The organism is Collinsella aerofaciens (assembly GCF_015557435.1).
Taxonomy (GTDB): domain Bacteria; phylum Actinomycetota; class Coriobacteriia; order Coriobacteriales; family Coriobacteriaceae; genus Collinsella; species Collinsella aerofaciens_Z.
In genome coordinates this window covers 11,604-27,249 of the sequence record NZ_JADNOH010000035.1, presented here as the reverse complement: position 1 = coordinate 27,249, position 15,646 = coordinate 11,604, and the positions used below count along the sequence as shown (strand labels likewise).

11 protein-coding genes and 1 pseudogene are annotated in these 15,646 nt (G+C 58.5%); 6 read left to right on the top strand and 6 right to left on the bottom strand.

Annotated elements, in window-relative coordinates:
• The 3 genes and pseudogenes from I2G43_RS02660 to I2G43_RS02650 form a co-directional block, all read right to left on the bottom strand.
• Positions 1-277, bottom strand: a pseudogene (locus I2G43_RS02660) (hypothetical protein); the annotation flags it as partial.
• Positions 265-963, bottom strand: coding sequence for a hypothetical protein (locus I2G43_RS02655; protein ID WP_055252414.1), 699 nt, complete (start codon positions 961-963; stop codon positions 265-267). The pseudogene I2G43_RS02660 and the gene I2G43_RS02655, both read right to left, overlap by 13 nt.
• A gap of 3 nt (positions 964-966) precedes the next feature.
• The gene (locus tag I2G43_RS02650; protein ID WP_197032824.1) at positions 967-1,932 is read right to left on the bottom strand and encodes an SIR2 family NAD-dependent protein deacylase; all 966 of its coding nucleotides are present in this window, start codon (positions 1,930-1,932) and stop codon (positions 967-969) included.
• Positions 1,933-2,075: 143 nt separating this feature from the next.
• On the opposite strand from I2G43_RS02650, the gene I2G43_RS02645 reads away from it, so the two are divergent.
• The 3 genes from I2G43_RS02645 (at position 2,076) to I2G43_RS02635 (ending at position 4,835) form a co-directional block, all read left to right on the top strand.
• Positions 2,076-2,636: a TetR/AcrR family transcriptional regulator gene (locus tag I2G43_RS02645; RefSeq protein WP_089572815.1), complete on the top strand. Its 561-nt coding sequence runs from the start codon at positions 2,076-2,078 to the stop codon at positions 2,634-2,636.
• Between the two features lie 198 nt (positions 2,637-2,834).
• On the top strand, positions 2,835-3,365 hold the full coding sequence (locus tag I2G43_RS02640; protein ID WP_055252412.1) for a flavodoxin family protein: 531 nt from the start codon (positions 2,835-2,837) through the stop codon (positions 3,363-3,365).
• A 180-nt stretch (positions 3,366-3,545) separates the two neighbouring features.
• Complete coding sequence (locus I2G43_RS02635) at positions 3,546-4,835, top strand: ATP-binding protein (protein WP_055252411.1); 1,290 nt, start codon at positions 3,546-3,548, stop codon at positions 4,833-4,835.
• Between the two features lie 99 nt (positions 4,836-4,934).
• On the opposite strand, the gene I2G43_RS02630 is transcribed toward I2G43_RS02635, so the two are convergent.
• Both I2G43_RS02630 and I2G43_RS02625 read right to left on the bottom strand, forming a co-directional pair.
• On the bottom strand, positions 4,935-7,175 hold the full coding sequence (locus I2G43_RS02630) for a DNA gyrase subunit A (RefSeq protein ID WP_195534980.1): 2,241 nt from the start codon (positions 7,173-7,175) through the stop codon (positions 4,935-4,937).
• 45 nt (positions 7,176-7,220) lie between these two features.
• Entirely contained in the window at positions 7,221-9,218 is a 1,998-nt protein-coding gene (locus tag I2G43_RS02625; RefSeq protein WP_117820832.1) for a DNA gyrase/topoisomerase IV subunit B, read from the bottom strand.
• A 234-nt stretch (positions 9,219-9,452) separates the two neighbouring features.
• Between I2G43_RS02625 and I2G43_RS02620 the strand changes: the two genes are divergently transcribed.
• The 3 genes from I2G43_RS02620 to I2G43_RS02610 all read left to right on the top strand — a co-directional run bounded on the left by I2G43_RS02620 (position 9,453) and on the right by I2G43_RS02610 (position 11,108).
• Positions 9,453-10,013 (top strand): sugar O-acetyltransferase, encoded by a 561-nt coding sequence (locus I2G43_RS02620; RefSeq protein ID WP_055252408.1) that lies wholly within the window; start codon positions 9,453-9,455, stop codon positions 10,011-10,013.
• A gap of 270 nt (positions 10,014-10,283) precedes the next feature.
• The gene (locus I2G43_RS02615) at positions 10,284-10,514 is read left to right on the top strand and encodes a helix-turn-helix transcriptional regulator (RefSeq protein ID WP_055252407.1); all 231 of its coding nucleotides are present in this window, start codon (positions 10,284-10,286) and stop codon (positions 10,512-10,514) included.
• Positions 10,515-10,523: 9 nt separating this feature from the next.
• Positions 10,524-11,108: a hypothetical protein gene (locus tag I2G43_RS02610; RefSeq protein ID WP_055252406.1), complete on the top strand. Its 585-nt coding sequence runs from the start codon at positions 10,524-10,526 to the stop codon at positions 11,106-11,108.
• 90 nt (positions 11,109-11,198) lie between these two features.
• Here I2G43_RS02610 and I2G43_RS02605 read toward each other — a convergent pair whose 3' ends face one another.
• Positions 11,199-15,566 carry a carboxypeptidase-like regulatory domain-containing protein gene (locus I2G43_RS02605; protein WP_195534979.1) on the bottom strand — a complete coding sequence of 1,456 codons (4,368 nt, stop codon included), beginning with the start codon at positions 15,564-15,566 and terminating at the stop codon, positions 11,199-11,201.
• Positions 15,567-15,646 lie beyond the last annotated feature (80 nt).

Here is a 15,646-nt window from a genome sequence, read left to right as displayed (position 1 = left end):
GCTGCGAGGTCGGCTCGCGCAGCATGAAGTCGATGTATCGCGCATAGTATGCCCACTGCTGCTCGAGGCTGGGGTAGAGGTGGTAGAAGCCGTCGAAAAGGCTCTTGAAGCCAAAGGCTTGCTGCCAGTCCGTCATTCCGGCGCGCGCCATGCCTGCGCGGTTGTAATGGTTGAACCCGGCGGCGCTTGACATGCCCGAGCCGATGCCGACGATGATGGCGTCGGCATCGTCGATAAGGCTTCGAAGCCTATACGCTTCCCTCTCTAGAGACGGCATTGGGCAATCTCCTCGAAAGCCGGGGCCATATCGCCGTCAACGAGAATCGTCTCGCACGATGCATCGGGCGCCATAGCCTGGCTGTAGTTGAACACGATGTAGGTGGCGTGCTCGCAGACGTTCGCGATCTGGGCGAGCATGTGCTTTATGATGCCGTTGCGCAGTCCCACGCCAAGTTCGAGGATGGCGACCCTGCCGTTGCGATGGGCTTGCACAAGGCGCTCGAGCTCCTCGAGCTGGGCCGTGGCGAGGGCGTCTGGATGGGCGAGGCGCCGCTCGTCGATCGACGTGCGTATGCCCCCCTCCGTCTCGAGCACGCGGTTCTCGTCGAACCCGGCGCGCGCGAAGTGCCCGTCGATGTTGCATGTGACCACGAAGGTGTCGGCGTGCTCCGTAAGACGCCGCAGCCCGTTCATGAGCGAGCCGGGCTCATATTCGAGATACTCCTTTTGATGGAACCGCTCGGCCCATCGGCGTCGCACGCTGGCATCCGGGGAAGCGAGCCCCTGCAGTATGCAGCCGATGCCGTCTGCCTGGGCGAGGTCCCCGTACGCCTCTTGGAAATGAGCATCGGCGCAGAAAAGGTTGAGCCCCTCCGCCATGTCGAGTCCGTTGCTAGCGCCGATGATGACAAGATCCGCTTCGGCTAGCGCCCTGCCTATGCGAACTGCTTTCGCCGTCTCCATGCGCTACCTCCCCAGCGTCTTGCGCACGTCGGCAAGCACGTCGGCGATGTCGGCGCGAACGGCGAGCCCCCGATCCTCGATCGCGCGGGGGAGAAACTGCGTCTTGTTGTTTACGGCGATGTAGCTGGCCTGCGGTAACTGCGCCGTGAGGGCCCAGAACGGCTCCTGGATAAACGCGGGCGTCATGCGGCCCACACCCAGCTCGAGGAAGAGGATCCTCTGCCGTGCGTGCGCGTCGAGCCATTCGGACACCTTGCGGTACTGCTCCTCGTAGAGTTCGCCCTGCAGGAAGTTGCCGTAGCCGCGAACCCAGGGGAACGCCTCTGCCCCGCAGTGCGGGCAGCGCGGCACGAGCTCTGTCGGAACCTCAAGGCCGTCTCCCATGGCCTCTACCATGTTGGAGACCGGCTCGACCGCATCCCACACCGCGTCGGTGCAACAGCGGGAGCACTGAAAGAAGCGGTGGTCGCCTTGGATCTCTGCCACTTTCTCCCAGGGATAGAGCTTCACAAACTGCGTGTCCTGGTTGGTGGTGAGCACGAAGAAATCCTTCTCGGCGAGAATGGCGTCGAGGTCCCTGTAGGGCTTGCGCAGCGGGGCGTTGAGCGTGGTGTCGAGGAAGGTGGCGAGGTATCCCCAGCGCGCCTCGGCGGTGGGCCAGCGGTAGAACGACCCCTCGAAAGCGCCCTTGAAACCGTAGCGCTCGGCGAATTTGCCGAAATGCTTGCGATAGGTCGCGTTGTCCTCGTAGTAGAAGTCGCCGCCGCCCGCCGCGGAGAGCCCGGAGGCCCCGCCCACCAGCACGCAATCGGCTTCTTCGATCATACGGGCGAAGTCCTCGATTTGCTGGTCGTAGGGCTCGGGCTCGCGGTCACTCAGCTCATAGGGCGTGCTGCCGCTGCGGTAGGCGGCATGAAGGGAAAACGATCGGTTGGTGAGCTCGATAACGAGCTGCTCGTACAGGGTCACTGGATACCTTCTTTCAGCTATTATAAACAGGTGTCTATAAAAAGTATCCATGTCGATTTGCTTAAGAGCAATGAACAGCTTCGGCCTGCTGTCGATAAACGAGCGTTTGCCGGGCATTGTCGAGCGTTGCAATTGGAGGGGTAATGGAAGCGGGGAAGATCGATCGTCGCCGACGCTATACACTCTCGGTCATACGGGAGGCGTTCTTCGCGCTGCTGGCCGAGGTCGGCTTCGCGAAGATGACGGTAGCGGATATTTGCCGCCGCGCCGATATCAACCGTGGCACGTTCTATCTGCACTACGAGGACAAGTTCGCCCTGCTCGACGCGCTTATCGACGAGGCCTTGGCGGCGGTGCCGCCGCTCGAGGGAACGGAGGCGGGTGCCCTCTGCCAGCGTCCGCCGGCAAACGATGACTATTATCTGCTCTACTCGGATGACGACGCGTACGCCCGGGTGGCACAGCGCGTCGTCGAGCGCGGCGCCGAGCAGATGGTTCCCTCGATCATGGAGGAGACTGGGCTTTCGCGCGAGGACGCCTATCTGCTCTTCGTCCACAACGTCCAGGGAAATCTCGCGGTCAACCGCCTGCTCGGTTGGAGGCGAGGGCCCGAGTTTGCTCACGCTCAGGAGCTGCTCAGCGCCTATTCCGAAGGGGGCATGCGGGCGGTATCGGCTCGTCACGATCCTCGTAGCTCGTCTTGACCGCATGTCATTTCAGGTAGGTGGCGTTGCTATGGGCCCTCTTTGATTTTCGACGTTGTATAAGGCAATCGCAATCGTCTTGAGCTTCTTTAGGGAACTTGAACAAGAGATATGGCCTGCTGGCGATTGATTAACACCATTCGTTTTGGTTACAAGAAAGCATGCTGCGCGCCTGCAGCATGAGGGAGAGGGAATCCTATGAATATCGTTGTATTGAGCGGCAGCCCGCGTAAGGGCGCTAATACCGATACCATGGTCGAGGCGTTTGCCGAGACCGCGCGTGAGGGCGGCCATACGGTCGAGGTCATCCGCGTTGCCAGCAAGAAGATCGCCGGCTGCTTGGGATGCCAGTACTGCTTCGCCCATGAGGGCGTCTGCGTGCAGAAGGATGACATGGCCAACGTGATTGAGTCGCTGAAAGACACCGACATGGTTGTCTTCGCTTCGCCTATCTACTGGTTTGATATCACTGCGCAGGAAAAGACCGCCATCGACCGCCTGTACGCCTTCGGTGCCACGGGATTCCCGTTCACCAAGACGGCCCTTTTACTCGATAGCCACAGCGAGGGTGTCTATGATGCGGCGATCGCTATGTACAAGTCAACCTGCGCGTACTGCAAGTGGGAGGACCAGGGCATTGTCACCATCAGCGGTATGACCGAGCGCGACAGCATGGCATCCTCGCCCAAGTTGAAAGAGGTGCGAGAGCTCGCTCGCAAGCTTGCCTAAGGACAAGAAGAACGCATGGCAATCAGCGTTGGTGGAAATGCTTGCTGTCCTTACCGAGAGATAGGGGCGAATTCCCTCAAGTGCCGTATAGAACAATTTTTAAACGCAGAAAAATAACTGAAAACAAATTAATCCGCGTTAAAATATTGTCAAATAGAAGTTCATGAGGGAAGGTTACGTATGCGTCGCAAGGCAGACGAGCTCCTTAGGGAATGGCGAGACAGAGCTGATAGAAAACCTTTGCTGGTCAAAGGCGTGCGCCAGTGTGGCAAGACCTATTTGCTCAGAACGTACGCCCAGGATCTTTTCGAATCGGTTGTCTACGTTAATCTTGAGAACGACCGGTCGGCGCGAGCGGATTTTTCGGGCGGTCTTGACCCTCATTCGATCGTACGTGCGATCGAGGCTCGTACGGGACAGCGTATCGTGCCTGGCAAAACCTTACTGTTCATTGACGAGATCCAGGCATGCGAGGAAGCGCTCACTTCCCTTAAATACTTTTGCGAAGATGCTCCCGAGTATTACGTTGCGGCTGCCGGGTCGCTTCTTGGGGTTGCCATTAACCATCAGTCGTATTCGTTCCCCGTCGGAAAGACCGACTTGATTGAGATGGCTCCACTCGATTTCGAGGAGTTTCTCTGGGCGATGGGGCACGATCAGCTGGTCGACGAGATACGCTCATCATTCGAGATAATGGGTCCTCTTGCGCCAAGCCTTCATGAAAAGGCGCTTGGGCTCTATCGACAGTATCTTGTTGTTGGCGGAATGCCCGAGGCGGTCCAAACGTACATCGATGATCAGTCAATCATTGATGTGGCCGAAAAGCATCGGATTATTCTCGACGGATATTCCGCCGACACCAATAAATATGCTGATGAACGCTTGAGTGCAAAGACGCGTGCGTGCTTCGATTCCATTCCACAGCAGCTTGCCAAAGAGAATCGTAAATTTCAATACAAGGTAGTGCGAGCGGGGGGCAATGCGTCTCTCTTTGGAGATGCTCTCGATTGGCTTGTATTGTCGGGTACGGTGGCGCGCTGCAGCCTAGTCGGGCAGATCGAAAGCCCCTTAGAGGCCTTCGTTAACCCTTCTGCTTTTAAAATCTATCAGGCGGATACAGGGCTGCTGGTCTCCAAGGCCGGTGCTCAACGCGCCGATATTCTTGCCGGTATCGGCGGCACATTCATGGGTGCACTTACCGAAAACTACGTTGCCCAACAGCTTTCAGCCATGGGTTATCCACTGCATTATTGGGCGCGAGATAATCGTGCGGAAATCGACTTTGTAGTAGAGAAGCAGGGATGCTTGTCTGCGATTGAAGTCAAGGCGGGGGAGAACACAAGATCTCGAAGTCTGTCCTCACTTAAAAAGACCCATCCGGGCGTGCGCCTTATCAGGCTATCGACTAAGCCCTTTGGAATGAATGATGGGCTTATGTCTGTTCCGCTTTATGCGGCATTTTGTCTATAGGGATGATGCTGGTGTAATGCATGGGGCCCGGGGCGCAGCGTTTACTGCGCTCCGGGCCCCGCTGCTTTGTATAACCATGACGGTTTAGTCGCCGTTGTTTTAGTCAAACAAACTCGGCATGTCATTTTCCTTCATGAGGGCGCCGGCGGAGGGCAGGCTCTGCGCGGTGAACTTCTCGGCCGAGACGCCGGCGCCAAGGATTTCCTCGGTCGTGCCGACGGTGGTGACCGAGCGGCCCTTCTTGGCCGTAAAGGCCTGGACGCCCTGCGTGTTGGTGGTCGTCTTGGTCTTGAGCAGCGACGTGTTGAAGTTCATCAGGCGGTAGTCGCTCGAGACCAGCGCGAGGTCGCGGTCCTCCTTGAGCACCTGCGCATACAGCAGCTTGCTGCCGCCGTAGATGGCGTTCTTAAGGCGCTTGCGGTTGGTCTTGGTAGCGTATCCAGAAAGCGCGACACGCACCACGCGGCCGTTCTCAAAGACGAACAGCACGTCGGCCTTGTAGTCCTCGGGGTCGATGACCCAGATGACGCTCTCGTCGGGTTCCATCTCAAGATCGGTCGGAAGGTACGAGCCCAGCTGGGCCGACTTGGTGTCCTCAAACGCCGCGACCTTGCACTTGTACACCTGGCTCTTGTTGGTAAAGACCAGCAGCTCGTGGGTGTTGGAGGACGGGAACTCGATAAAGGGTTTGTCGCCGTCCTTGTACTTGAGCGTGGTCGCCTTCTTGAGCACGCGGTCCGTCATCTTCTTTAGGTAGCCATCGCGCGAGAGCATGATGGTGACCGGGTACTCCTCGACCTCGGGCTCCAAGCTTACCTCGATAACCTCATGGGGCTCGATCCTGCCCGTGCGGCGCGGCATCACGTACTTCTTGTTGACCGCTGCTAGCTCGTCGCTGATGACCTTCTTGATGTTCTCCTCGCTGGAGAGGATCTCCTCAAGCTCGGCAATCTCGCCCTCGAGCTTGGCGATGTCCTTGGTGCGGTTGAGGATGTACTCCTCGTTGATGTTGCGGAGCTTAAGCTCGGCGACAAACTCGGCCTGGGTCTCGTCGATGTCGAAACCCTTCATAAGGTTGGGTACAACCTCTGCCTCGAGCTTAGTGCCGCGGATGATGGCGATGGCCTTGTCGATGTCGAGCAGAATTGCCTCAAGGCCGTGCAGCAGGTGCAGGCGCTCGGACTTTTTGCCCAGGTCAAAGTTAATGCGGCGACGCGTGGACGCAATACGCCACTTGACCCACTCGTGCAGAATCTGGCGCACGCCCATAACACGGGGATAGCCGTCGACGAGCACGTTGAAGTTGCACGAGAACGAATCCTGCAGCGTGGTCGAGCGATAGAGCTTGGCCATGAGCTTGTCGGGGTCGACGCCGCGCTTAAGGTCGATGGCGATGCGCAGACCCGAAAGGTCGGTCTCGTCGCGGATGTCGGCGATCTCCTTGACCTTGCCCTCCTTGGAGAGCTTGACGATGCGTTCGATGATGACATCGGTCTTGGTGGTGTAGGGGATCTCGTAGACCTCGATGATGCGCTCTTCGGGAATCCAGCGCCAGCGGGAGCGGATTTGGAAGCTGCCAAGGCCGGTCTCGATAATCTTTTCCATCTCCTCGCGGCGGTAGATGATCTCGCCGCCGGTGGAGAAATCGGGCATGGGCATGTACTCGAGCAGGTCGCAGTCGGGATCCTGCAGGTAGTGCATGGTGGCGGTGCAGACCTCGTTGAGGTTAAAGCCGCAGATGTCAGACGCCATGGCGACGCCGATGCCCTTGTTGGCCGAGACGAGGATGTTGGGGAACGTGGTGGGCAGCAGGCGCGGCTCCTTCATGGCACCGTCGTAGCTGTCGACGAAGTCGACCGGGTCCTTGTCGATGTCTTTGAAGATCTCGGCGCTGATGGGGGAGAGCTTGGCTTCGGTATAACGCGAGGCGGCGTAGCTCAGGTCGCCCGAATAGTACTTGCCAAAGTTGCCCTTCGACTCAACGAACGGTGCGAGCAACGCCTCGTTGCCGGTTGCCAGGCGCACCATCGTCTCGTAGATCGCGGCATCGCCGTGCGGGTTGAGCTTCATGGTCTGGCCCACGATGTTGGCGCTCTTCTGGCGCTCGCCCTTGAGCAGACCCATCTTGTACATGGTGTAGAGCAGCTTGCGGTGCGAGGGCTTAAAGCCGTCGATCTCGGGGAACGCACGCGAGACGTTGACGCTCATGGCGTAGGGCATGTAGTTGACCTCGAGCGTCTGCGTGATCGGCTGGTCGGTGACCTCGGAGTGCAGGCCGATGACGTTCTCGGCGTTGACCTGCTTTTTCTTCGGCTGGTTCTTCGTCTTCTTCTTTGCCACGATATCCTCTTGAACTTCTTAAGGGCCGTCGTTATCGATTTGCTGCTACTGCAGGTCCAGCTGGTCCAGATATTCCTTGCCGTGCTCGGAGATATGGCGCTTGCGGCCCGCTTCGTCGTTGCCCAGCAACAGGTTAAACATGGTCTCCATCTTGGTGACGTCCTCGGGCTCCACCTTGATCAGGCGACGCGTCTCGGGGTTCATGGTGGTGAGCCACATCATGTCCGGGTCGTTCTCGCCAAGACCCTTGGAGCGGTTGATGGAGCACTTCTGGTCGCCAATCTCCTTGAGGATGCCGTTCTTCTCGAGCTCGGTGTAGGCAAAGTAGGTCTTCTCTTTGCAGTTGATCTCGTAGAGCGGCGACTCGGCGATATACACGTAACCCTCGTCGATAAGTGTGGGTACCAGGCGGTAAAGCATGGTGAGCACGAGCGTGCGGATGTGGTAACCGTCGACGTCGGCGTCCGTACAGATGATGACCTTGTTCCAGTTGAGGTTGTCCAGGTCAAAGGCACCAAGGTTTTTGATGCGCTTGTCCTTGATCTCCACGCCGCAGCCCAGCACGCGCATGAGGTCCATGATGATGTCGGACTTAAAGATGCGTGGATAGTCCTCCTTTAGGCAGTTGAGGATTTTGCCACGGACGGGCATAACGCCCTGGAACTCGGCATCGCGCGAGGTACGAATGGCGCCTGCTGCCGAGTCGCCCTCTACGATGTAGATCTCGCGGCGGCTCTTGTCCTTGGAGCGGCAGTCGATGAACTTCTGCACGCGGTTGGCCATGTCGGTCTTCTGCTGCAGATTGGTCTTGATGCTCTGGCGCGTCTTCTCGGCGTTCTCGCGCGAGCGCTTGTTGATGAGCACCTGCTCCATGATCTTGTTGGCGGCGTCTTTGTTCTCGATCAGATAGGTCGAGAGGCGCTCCTTAAAGAATGCCGTCATCGCCTGCTGGATAAAGCGGTTATTGATGGCCTTCTTAGTCTGGTTTTCGTAGGACGTCTGGGTGGAGAAGCAGTTGGTCACCAGCACCAGACAGTCCTGGACGTCCTGCCACTTAATGCCGCTCTCGTTTTTGTTGTACTTGCCCTGTTGCTTGATGTAGGCATCGATGGCGCTGGTCAGAGCACTACGGGCGGCCTTTTCGGGCGAACCGCCGTTCTCGAGCCATGACGAGTTGTGGTAGTACTCCTGCATCATGAAGGTGCGCGAGAAGCACATGCACGCGGTGATCTTGACGTTGTAATCGGGCAGGTCCTCGCGGTCGCGACCGCGACGGTCAGCCTCGATAAAGAAGGGCTCGGTAAGGTAGTCGGTACCGACCTTCTCGAGCACGTAGTCCTCGATGCCCTTGGGATAGCAAAAATCCTCTTCGGAAAACTCGCCATCGTCGCCCTCAATGCGCAGGCGGAAGGTCACGTTGGCGTTGACCACGGCCTGGCGGCGCATGGTCTCGCGATACCAGTCGTGGGGAATGCTGATCGAGGTAAAGACCTCAAGATCGGGGCGCCACTTGATGGTGGTGCCGGTGCGGTCCTCGTCGCTGGGCTCGATCTCAAGCGCTTTCTTTTTGGCGCCAACGACCTTGCCTTTCTTAAAGTGCAGGGAGTACTTGTTGCCGTCGCGCCAAACCGTGACGTCCATGTACTCGGATGCGTACTGGGTCGCGCACGAGCCCAGGCCGTTGGTACCGAGCGAGAAGTCGTAGTCGCCGCCCTGGTTGTTGTTGTATTTGCCACCTGCGTAGAGCTCGCAAAAGACGAGCTCCCAGTTAAAGCGCTTCTCGGAGGGGTTCCAGTCGAGCGGGCAGCCGCGGCCGTTGTCCTCTACCTGAATGGAACCATCGCGAAAGGCGGTAAGGGTGATGAGCTTGCCGTAGCCCTGGCGCGCCTCGTCAACGGCGTTGGACAGGATCTCGAAGGCGGCATGCGCGCAGCCGTCGAGTCCGTCCGAGCCAAAGATAACGGCGGGGCGCAGGCGTACGCGCTCCTCGTCCTTGAGCTGACGAATACTGTCGTTACCATAGTTTGCGGTGTTTTTTGCCATGCTCGCTCTCTCGATGCTCCTTTGCTGCGTTGTAGTCATATAGATAGTCAAGGTAGCATAGCCCAGGCCTCGGACGATTCCAACTAACACGAATTCCATCGAACGCGCGTTCGGAGTCGGTGACCTTTAGCTTCTGCGGTCATTCCCTGCGCGGCGTGGTGCTCGTGTTAAAACCGTGGCTTATCGGCTGGTAGAATTGCCGCATCAAGACTGCATGTTGTTTGAGGGGGCGCAATGACTGAGAAAGAGAAGATGGAGCGCGGGGAGTGGCATGATGCCAACTTTGACGAGGAGCTCCTGGCGCAACGCGCAAAGGCGGAGGCGCTCTGCTATGACTTTAATATGGCAAAACCCGGAAGCGACGCGCAGCTTGACGCTTTGAAATCCTTGCTCGATACCGATCTTCCGCAAGGGCTGACGGTCCTTTCGCCTGCCTACTTTGACTACGGGAGCAAGACGAGCTTTGGTGAGGGCTGCTTTGTAAACCATGGCTGCTACTTTATGGACGGCGGCTCTATCACCTTTGGTGGCAACGTGTTTATCGGGCCGTTTTGCGGCTTCTACACCGCTTCGCACCCCCTAAAGGCAAAGGACCGCAACTTGGGTCTCGAGAAGGCTCTGCCTATTGTTGTAGGCGATAACTGCTGGTTTGGCGCGAACGTATCCGTGTTGCAGGGGGTTACCATCGGCAGCGGTTGCGTAATTGCCGCGGGCAGCGTCGTGACGGAAGACCTTCCGGACAACGTGGTGGCGGCAGGCGTTCCCGCGGTCGTCAAGAAGATCATCGAACAATAACGGAGCTATTAAACGATGGGGCACGCATGGTTCCGGCAAATCCGGTTATTGGCGTGCGCGTTGGCCATGCTGATAAGTTCCACTTACTCGGGTCCTTCCGACTCGGTTTTGTCCGAGTAAGATTGAATAGCGAATCGAAATTGTTATGTCCACATGGCGATGGCGGACATGGTTTCCATAATGACAGATATAGTTGACATCTTGTGAAGGATGCAATATATTTCTGTCATGTTGCAACGGATATCTGTCCATTACTACGAAAGGAACTCCATGCCGGGCAAAAAGAACCTACGCATGAAGGCGGCACGCGCGGCGGCTGGCCTTTCGCAAGCTGACTTAGCCCAAGCCGTGGGCGTTACGCGCCAAACCATCGGCCTTATCGAGGCGGGCGGCTACAACCCCACGCTCAATTTGTGCGTGGCAATCTGTAAGGCGCTGCGCGTTACGTTGAACGACTTGTTTTGGGAAGACGAAACCGACGCCGACCCTAATGCTCTTTAGGAGTTCACTATGAAATATGAAGATCTGAAAATCGTGCAAAAGTGGCGTGAATATGCCGGCCCAAAGGATGAACGCCTGGAGGCTGAGAACGCGAAGATCTACAAGATTGGCTTCGTGCTGCTTTCGTTTGGCATGTTGATGATCTTTTTCTACCAGTTTATAGCTCGACAGGTTACGTGGGTTCACAGCGACGCTAGTGAAATGCCGCATGGCTTTGCAACGCCGTTCGAGGCAGCCATGTATTTGTGGCTCGTTCTCGTGATGTTGATTTGCGCAGGACTGCAAACGCGGAAGGGCTATGTCGATACCAATCGTTTTGGGCAAACCGAGCATCTTCCTGTTGGATATTTCCTGCTTGTCAGCGGTCTTAGCGGCGCCGCGTTCGCGCTTGTTATTGCCGCAATGCGCTGTATCGCTGAGGCGCAGATCGTACCGCTCGAAAGCGTCTTTTGGTTGGCGAACCTGGTCACGGGCGTGTTCTGCGGTGCGACGATTTTCGCGGCCACGTTTGCTGTCCTGTGCGCAACGTTTTTCACGGCGAAAAGACGCCGTGCCAAGCTCGAGGCAGAACTCGACTCCTCAGACGACATTTAATGCGCAATGGGCTGGCTCTGGGTATTCAGAACCAGCCCATTTTGATGTTCGATGAGCCGAGTCGGCGCCTCTCACAAAAGTAACTAGGAGCTAGCGAGGCCTATCCGAATTGTCCTCATTGGCGGTGTCTTTTTCGAGCGCCGTGCGGCGGGCGCTGTAGGCGACAAGGCCGGCACCAACTGCGGCGAGCGCTGCTGCGGCTGCGGTTAGGGGGACGTTGCTGTCGCCCGTGCCCGCAAGCGCGCCCGCTTTTCCGGAGCGCTTGTTATTGCCGTGGTCCTTGCCACTGCCGGAGCTGCTTCCGCCGGAGCCGCCGCCCTCGTCAGTACCGCCGCCACTCGAGCTACCATCGCCGTCTGCTGTCATCGGGGCGTCGTGAAGTCCTGTCGTATCCGCGCTGTCGCATACGCCGACCTGAACTTCTGAGCGTTCGCATGCCGCGTCGGGCACATGAAGCTCGTGCAGAACGGCACTCAGCGCCGAGTTTGCGCCCGGTCGGATCTCCTCGAGCGTTACGGGATCGAGCGCCACCAGATTACGCGCCTTCGCATACAGCGTGACGCGTTTGCCCACTTCGTCGCTCCAACTCTCGGGGATGGCGAAGCTCATGCGGAACTGTGCCGTGCAACCCGGTGCCAGCACGGCGTTGCCGTTGTCGGCTACCAGCGGGTGCGTTGCAAAACGTGCGCCCAGCGTCTCGAGCGCGTACTTTACGTGTGCCATGTCGTTGGCCGAAGCGTCTTCGGCAAGCTCTGGATCGTAGATCGAAGCCATGCGTGCGTTCGCTCCGAATCCGATGGATGCGCTGGAGAACGGCTGGCTGGAGCCCTCTCGGTACAGATCGATTGTGCCGGCAGTCAGCAAAGTGTTGCCGTCGTTTCGCACCGTGACCATGAAGGATTCGCCTGCTGCTCCGGGCACCACCGCGCCCGAGGTAGCGACCGCGCCCGTCGGAGTGGCACACGCCACCAGAGGCACTTCGATGCCGTGCAGCTCTGCCTCGCTCTTCTCCGCGCTCACAATGTGCGTGGCGAGCGCGGAGAGCATGCCTCCCGACGTCAAAAATGTCGTTATCTGATCGACGGGATGGTCCAGCTCGCACATCACGAACGGCTCCGTGAACAGATCGCCTGCCAAGGTGCTGGCGAAGATGCGGAAGTGCTTGCCCATTACTGCTACCGGGTTGCCTTCTTCGTCGTAGGTTTGCCCCACCTTGCCATCGGTGTTTTCTACATAGAGCGCGCACCTGCCGTTGTTGCTTACGCTAAACGATGCCGGGCCACAGCCTGCGGCACCCACGGGCTGCGTTGCAAATGCCGATGCGCCTCGCGTCCAAGTAATATGCTGCAGCTGCTCGTTGACGGTGGCCAAAAAGCCCGAATGTTGTGGCCACGGCACCGCATGGGGCACCGTGGCGTCTGGTGGCATAACGCCCCAGCCCGCAATGGACTGGCCGATCACGGCGTACGATGCGCAGCCGCAACCGTCTGCGGTCTCGTACGCAACGGGCACCACCATTTTGCCGTTGATATTCTCGGGCTCGCTCAGCTCGATACTCGACGGTGCTTGCGGAAAGCGAAGAACTTGGCGGAACGTCAGGCTGTCGCCCAAATCATCCGACCACAGGGTAAAGCATTCCAGCGCAACCTCGGCCTCGCTGCCGAGCGCCTTTTCTGCGGTGGTTCCGCGGCGGTGGAGGTAGGCACCCGACAGGCGTCCGTCGATCAGCGTCTTGCCTACCGTGATGCGCGGGCACTGCAGGCAATGGTAGCCATCCTCTTGCAGGCGGCCGCGCGAGATGCTGCGCCATGACGTATGCGACACAACGCGGATCTCGTCATTACTTATGCGCAGGCGCACAACGGACAGTATGCCGGCTGTGCTTGCCGTATCGAAAAGGGTGTTGTCGCCGGCGGGGCGCTCGCCCGAGACCAGCAGCACGTAGGCGTCCTGGTTTCCTCTTCCGTCCGTATATTCCACCACGTCGAAGTCGTAATCGAATATGCCGTCGCGCTCCACGTCGCCCTCGCCAAACCCAAGGGGAAAGTCCACGGGCGTGGGAGCGGACCACGTGCCGTTTGCCTTTGTGTGCACCACCAGGCGCGAGCGGCCATTGTCGCCGTAGCGCACCGAGGCGATACGGAACAGGCATTCTACGCCGGCAATCATCGTTAGCTTCATGTGGGCTTCGCTGAGCACGCCGGAAAACAGCACGTTGTCGCTCGAGGGTTTTATGCCGCCACGCTCGTCCTCCGACACGCCGGCAGAATTGGCGTTCGGGTCCGCAACGGCGTTCGTTGACTGACCGATGTAGGTGTACTCATACATCGGCGCGGCGTTTTCGTCATCCTCCATCAGGGCATGGACGAAATGCTCGACCTGTCCCGTGTCATCGCTCTCTGCATCCGCGTCGAGCTCAATGCGTGTGATCGCTTGGTCCCAATCGCGTACGATCGGTACGACGTTTACGGGGGTGGCTGCAACTTCGGCGCATGCGAGCAGCTCGGCATTGGTGACGATGGTGGCCGACGCGATAAACTGCGCTACACCGCCCGACTCGGCATTGCCGGCTGCGCCAAAGCAGGCACCCAGCGTATAAGGCGTATCTCCACCCAAGGCCAGCTCAGAGCGCTGGAGTACATACTGGTCGCCGTTGTTCACCGACATATTCCACGAATCGAGGAGCGTGGGCCACGACCCCGACCAGGCCTTGGTGGTCCACTTGAACATGATGAACTGGAGTATCACGTCGACATCGACGTCTGCACCCACGCGCAGCCGCGGAAGCTGGTGGCCGTCCGCCTTCTCGTACCCAATGAACAGCGTGAGGGACGCGGCACCGCGCACGGCGGACGAAGCGACGCCTGCAACGCCGGCTCCAAAGGTGACGGCAAGCCCAATCTGGATGGTGAATGATCCCGACGTATTGGAATAGTCGAGCGAAATGTTTTTGAAGAACGCCGCACCGCTGCCGTGCGTGTGGGCGCCTACCGCGAGTGCCAGCTTTGCCAACACCCAAGGATTGACGTTTAGGAAAAACGGCACCGGGCCCAAGGTAAACTGTTCGGTCCAGTTGAGGTCGGTTTTTACTTGGAAGAGGGCCTTAATATTGCCGAACGCCGGATCGTTGTTGTTGCCCCAAGTTTTGCCTACCCAGTCGTAGGCAAGCGATCCGTACACCTGTGTGGCGATATCCATCGTGAACAGCAGCGTGCAATGGTGGCGAAGGAGCTTGGTGTTTCTTGGATCGGTGCCCGAACCGGCACTCATACTTTTGTACTGATTCCACTTTCCCTCCATCTCGTCGAGGTAGCGGTTTGCCTGCTTGGCACCCGATTCGCGCGGCGACTTCTTCCAGTATTCCGGATCAGGGTTGCCCGAATCGTTCATATAGCTGGCTGGTTTGTATCCTCCGCCAAACAGCACATACCCGGCAAATGAGAAATCGAAGAGGATTGGAAACGTGGGCATCCAGCAGGTGAACTTGTTGCCGCCGATACCGGGAAACGCCGCAGGGAAATCAAACGGAGTGATCTCTTGATCCATGGTGGTGGGAATGATGGTGGTCGAGCCCGATTCCGCCTTTGCGGCCGGCGCGGTGACAACGGCCATGGGGGAGGAGAGCGTGTAGGTTTTGCCTTGATAGTCGAGGGCAAAGCGCAGCTTGCATCCTTCTTCCAGAATGCCCGATGCCGCATCGAGGAACTTGTCTTCGAGCGTGAACGTCGCCAGATTGTCCGCACCCGTTGCACTGGCCTTGACCTGGCCAATCTGCGTGACGGTTTCGGGTGAGCTGCCCGCGGCAGGCGTCACTTTGTTGATGCGCAGCGTTGCCTGCCCACCCTGCGGCAGGTGGGCCTGTACGGCAAAGGCATGCACGTCGGGCTGTTCGTTTGCTACATCGTCTTTGGGCATTGCCATGAATGTGGCGTTGGCGTATTGGATGTCCCACTCATCGAACGTAAGCTGGCGAAAGTACGGCTCACCGTCGGAGAGCGGGCGTGTGGGCGCGGTAATGGCAGTGCCGCCCTGGATGCGCGCGAGAGGGATCTCGACATCGCGGTAGCCCGGCATGCTGATGGAGATGCCGCCGTTGAAGTCATACGCGTCAAGGAGCGTCGCCTCGTCCACGTAGCCTTCCGAAAGTGGGGCAACCTCAAAGATCGCTGTGCCCTCGTCATCGGTTGTGGCGGTGAGTTGTTTGCCCGCGGCATAGCGCGACGTTAGTGTGACCTGGGCACCCGCGATGGGGTTCATCTTGTTGGCGATGTCGACCACGACCACGCCGAACATGGTGCGCGAGAGCACCAGGACCTTGAAGGGGTCTTCTTCGTCGGCATAGGCTTCGGTGGGCGCGAACGGCAGTATGAAGGCGTTTGAGGTGCCCGGCACGCGCGGCAACATAATGCTCGCCAGCGAGGACGCTCCGGCAACAAGTAACGAACGGCGATCAAGCATCTTGGGCTCCCATCCCGCAAATATCGGTGGAAATAATCAAATTATGCGAGAAGGTGTCCTGTCGCGGTAGTGCCGTTCGA

Bases quoted from the DNA above. Each gene is read 5' to 3' on its own strand.
- I2G43_RS02655 (WP_055252414.1), bottom strand. From the start codon at position 963: ATGGAGACGGCGAAAGCAGTTCGCATAGGCAGGGCGCTAGCCGAAGCG.
- I2G43_RS02605 (WP_195534979.1), bottom strand. From the start codon at position 15,566: ATGCTTGATCGCCGTTCGTTACTTGTTGCCGGAGCGTCCTCGCTGGCG.
- I2G43_RS02625 (WP_117820832.1), bottom strand. From the start codon at position 9,218: ATGGCAAAAAACACCGCAAACTATGGTAACGACAGTATTCGTCAGCTC.
- I2G43_RS02610 (WP_055252406.1), top strand. From the start codon at position 10,524: ATGAAATATGAAGATCTGAAAATCGTGCAAAAGTGGCGTGAATATGCC.
- I2G43_RS02635 (WP_055252411.1), top strand. From the start codon at position 3,546: ATGCGTCGCAAGGCAGACGAGCTCCTTAGGGAATGGCGAGACAGAGCT.
- I2G43_RS02620 (WP_055252408.1), top strand. From the start codon at position 9,453: ATGACTGAGAAAGAGAAGATGGAGCGCGGGGAGTGGCATGATGCCAAC.
- I2G43_RS02615 (WP_055252407.1), top strand. From the start codon at position 10,284: ATGCCGGGCAAAAAGAACCTACGCATGAAGGCGGCACGCGCGGCGGCT.
- I2G43_RS02640 (WP_055252412.1), top strand. From the start codon at position 2,835: ATGAATATCGTTGTATTGAGCGGCAGCCCGCGTAAGGGCGCTAATACC.
- I2G43_RS02645 (WP_089572815.1), top strand. From the start codon at position 2,076: ATGGAAGCGGGGAAGATCGATCGTCGCCGACGCTATACACTCTCGGTC.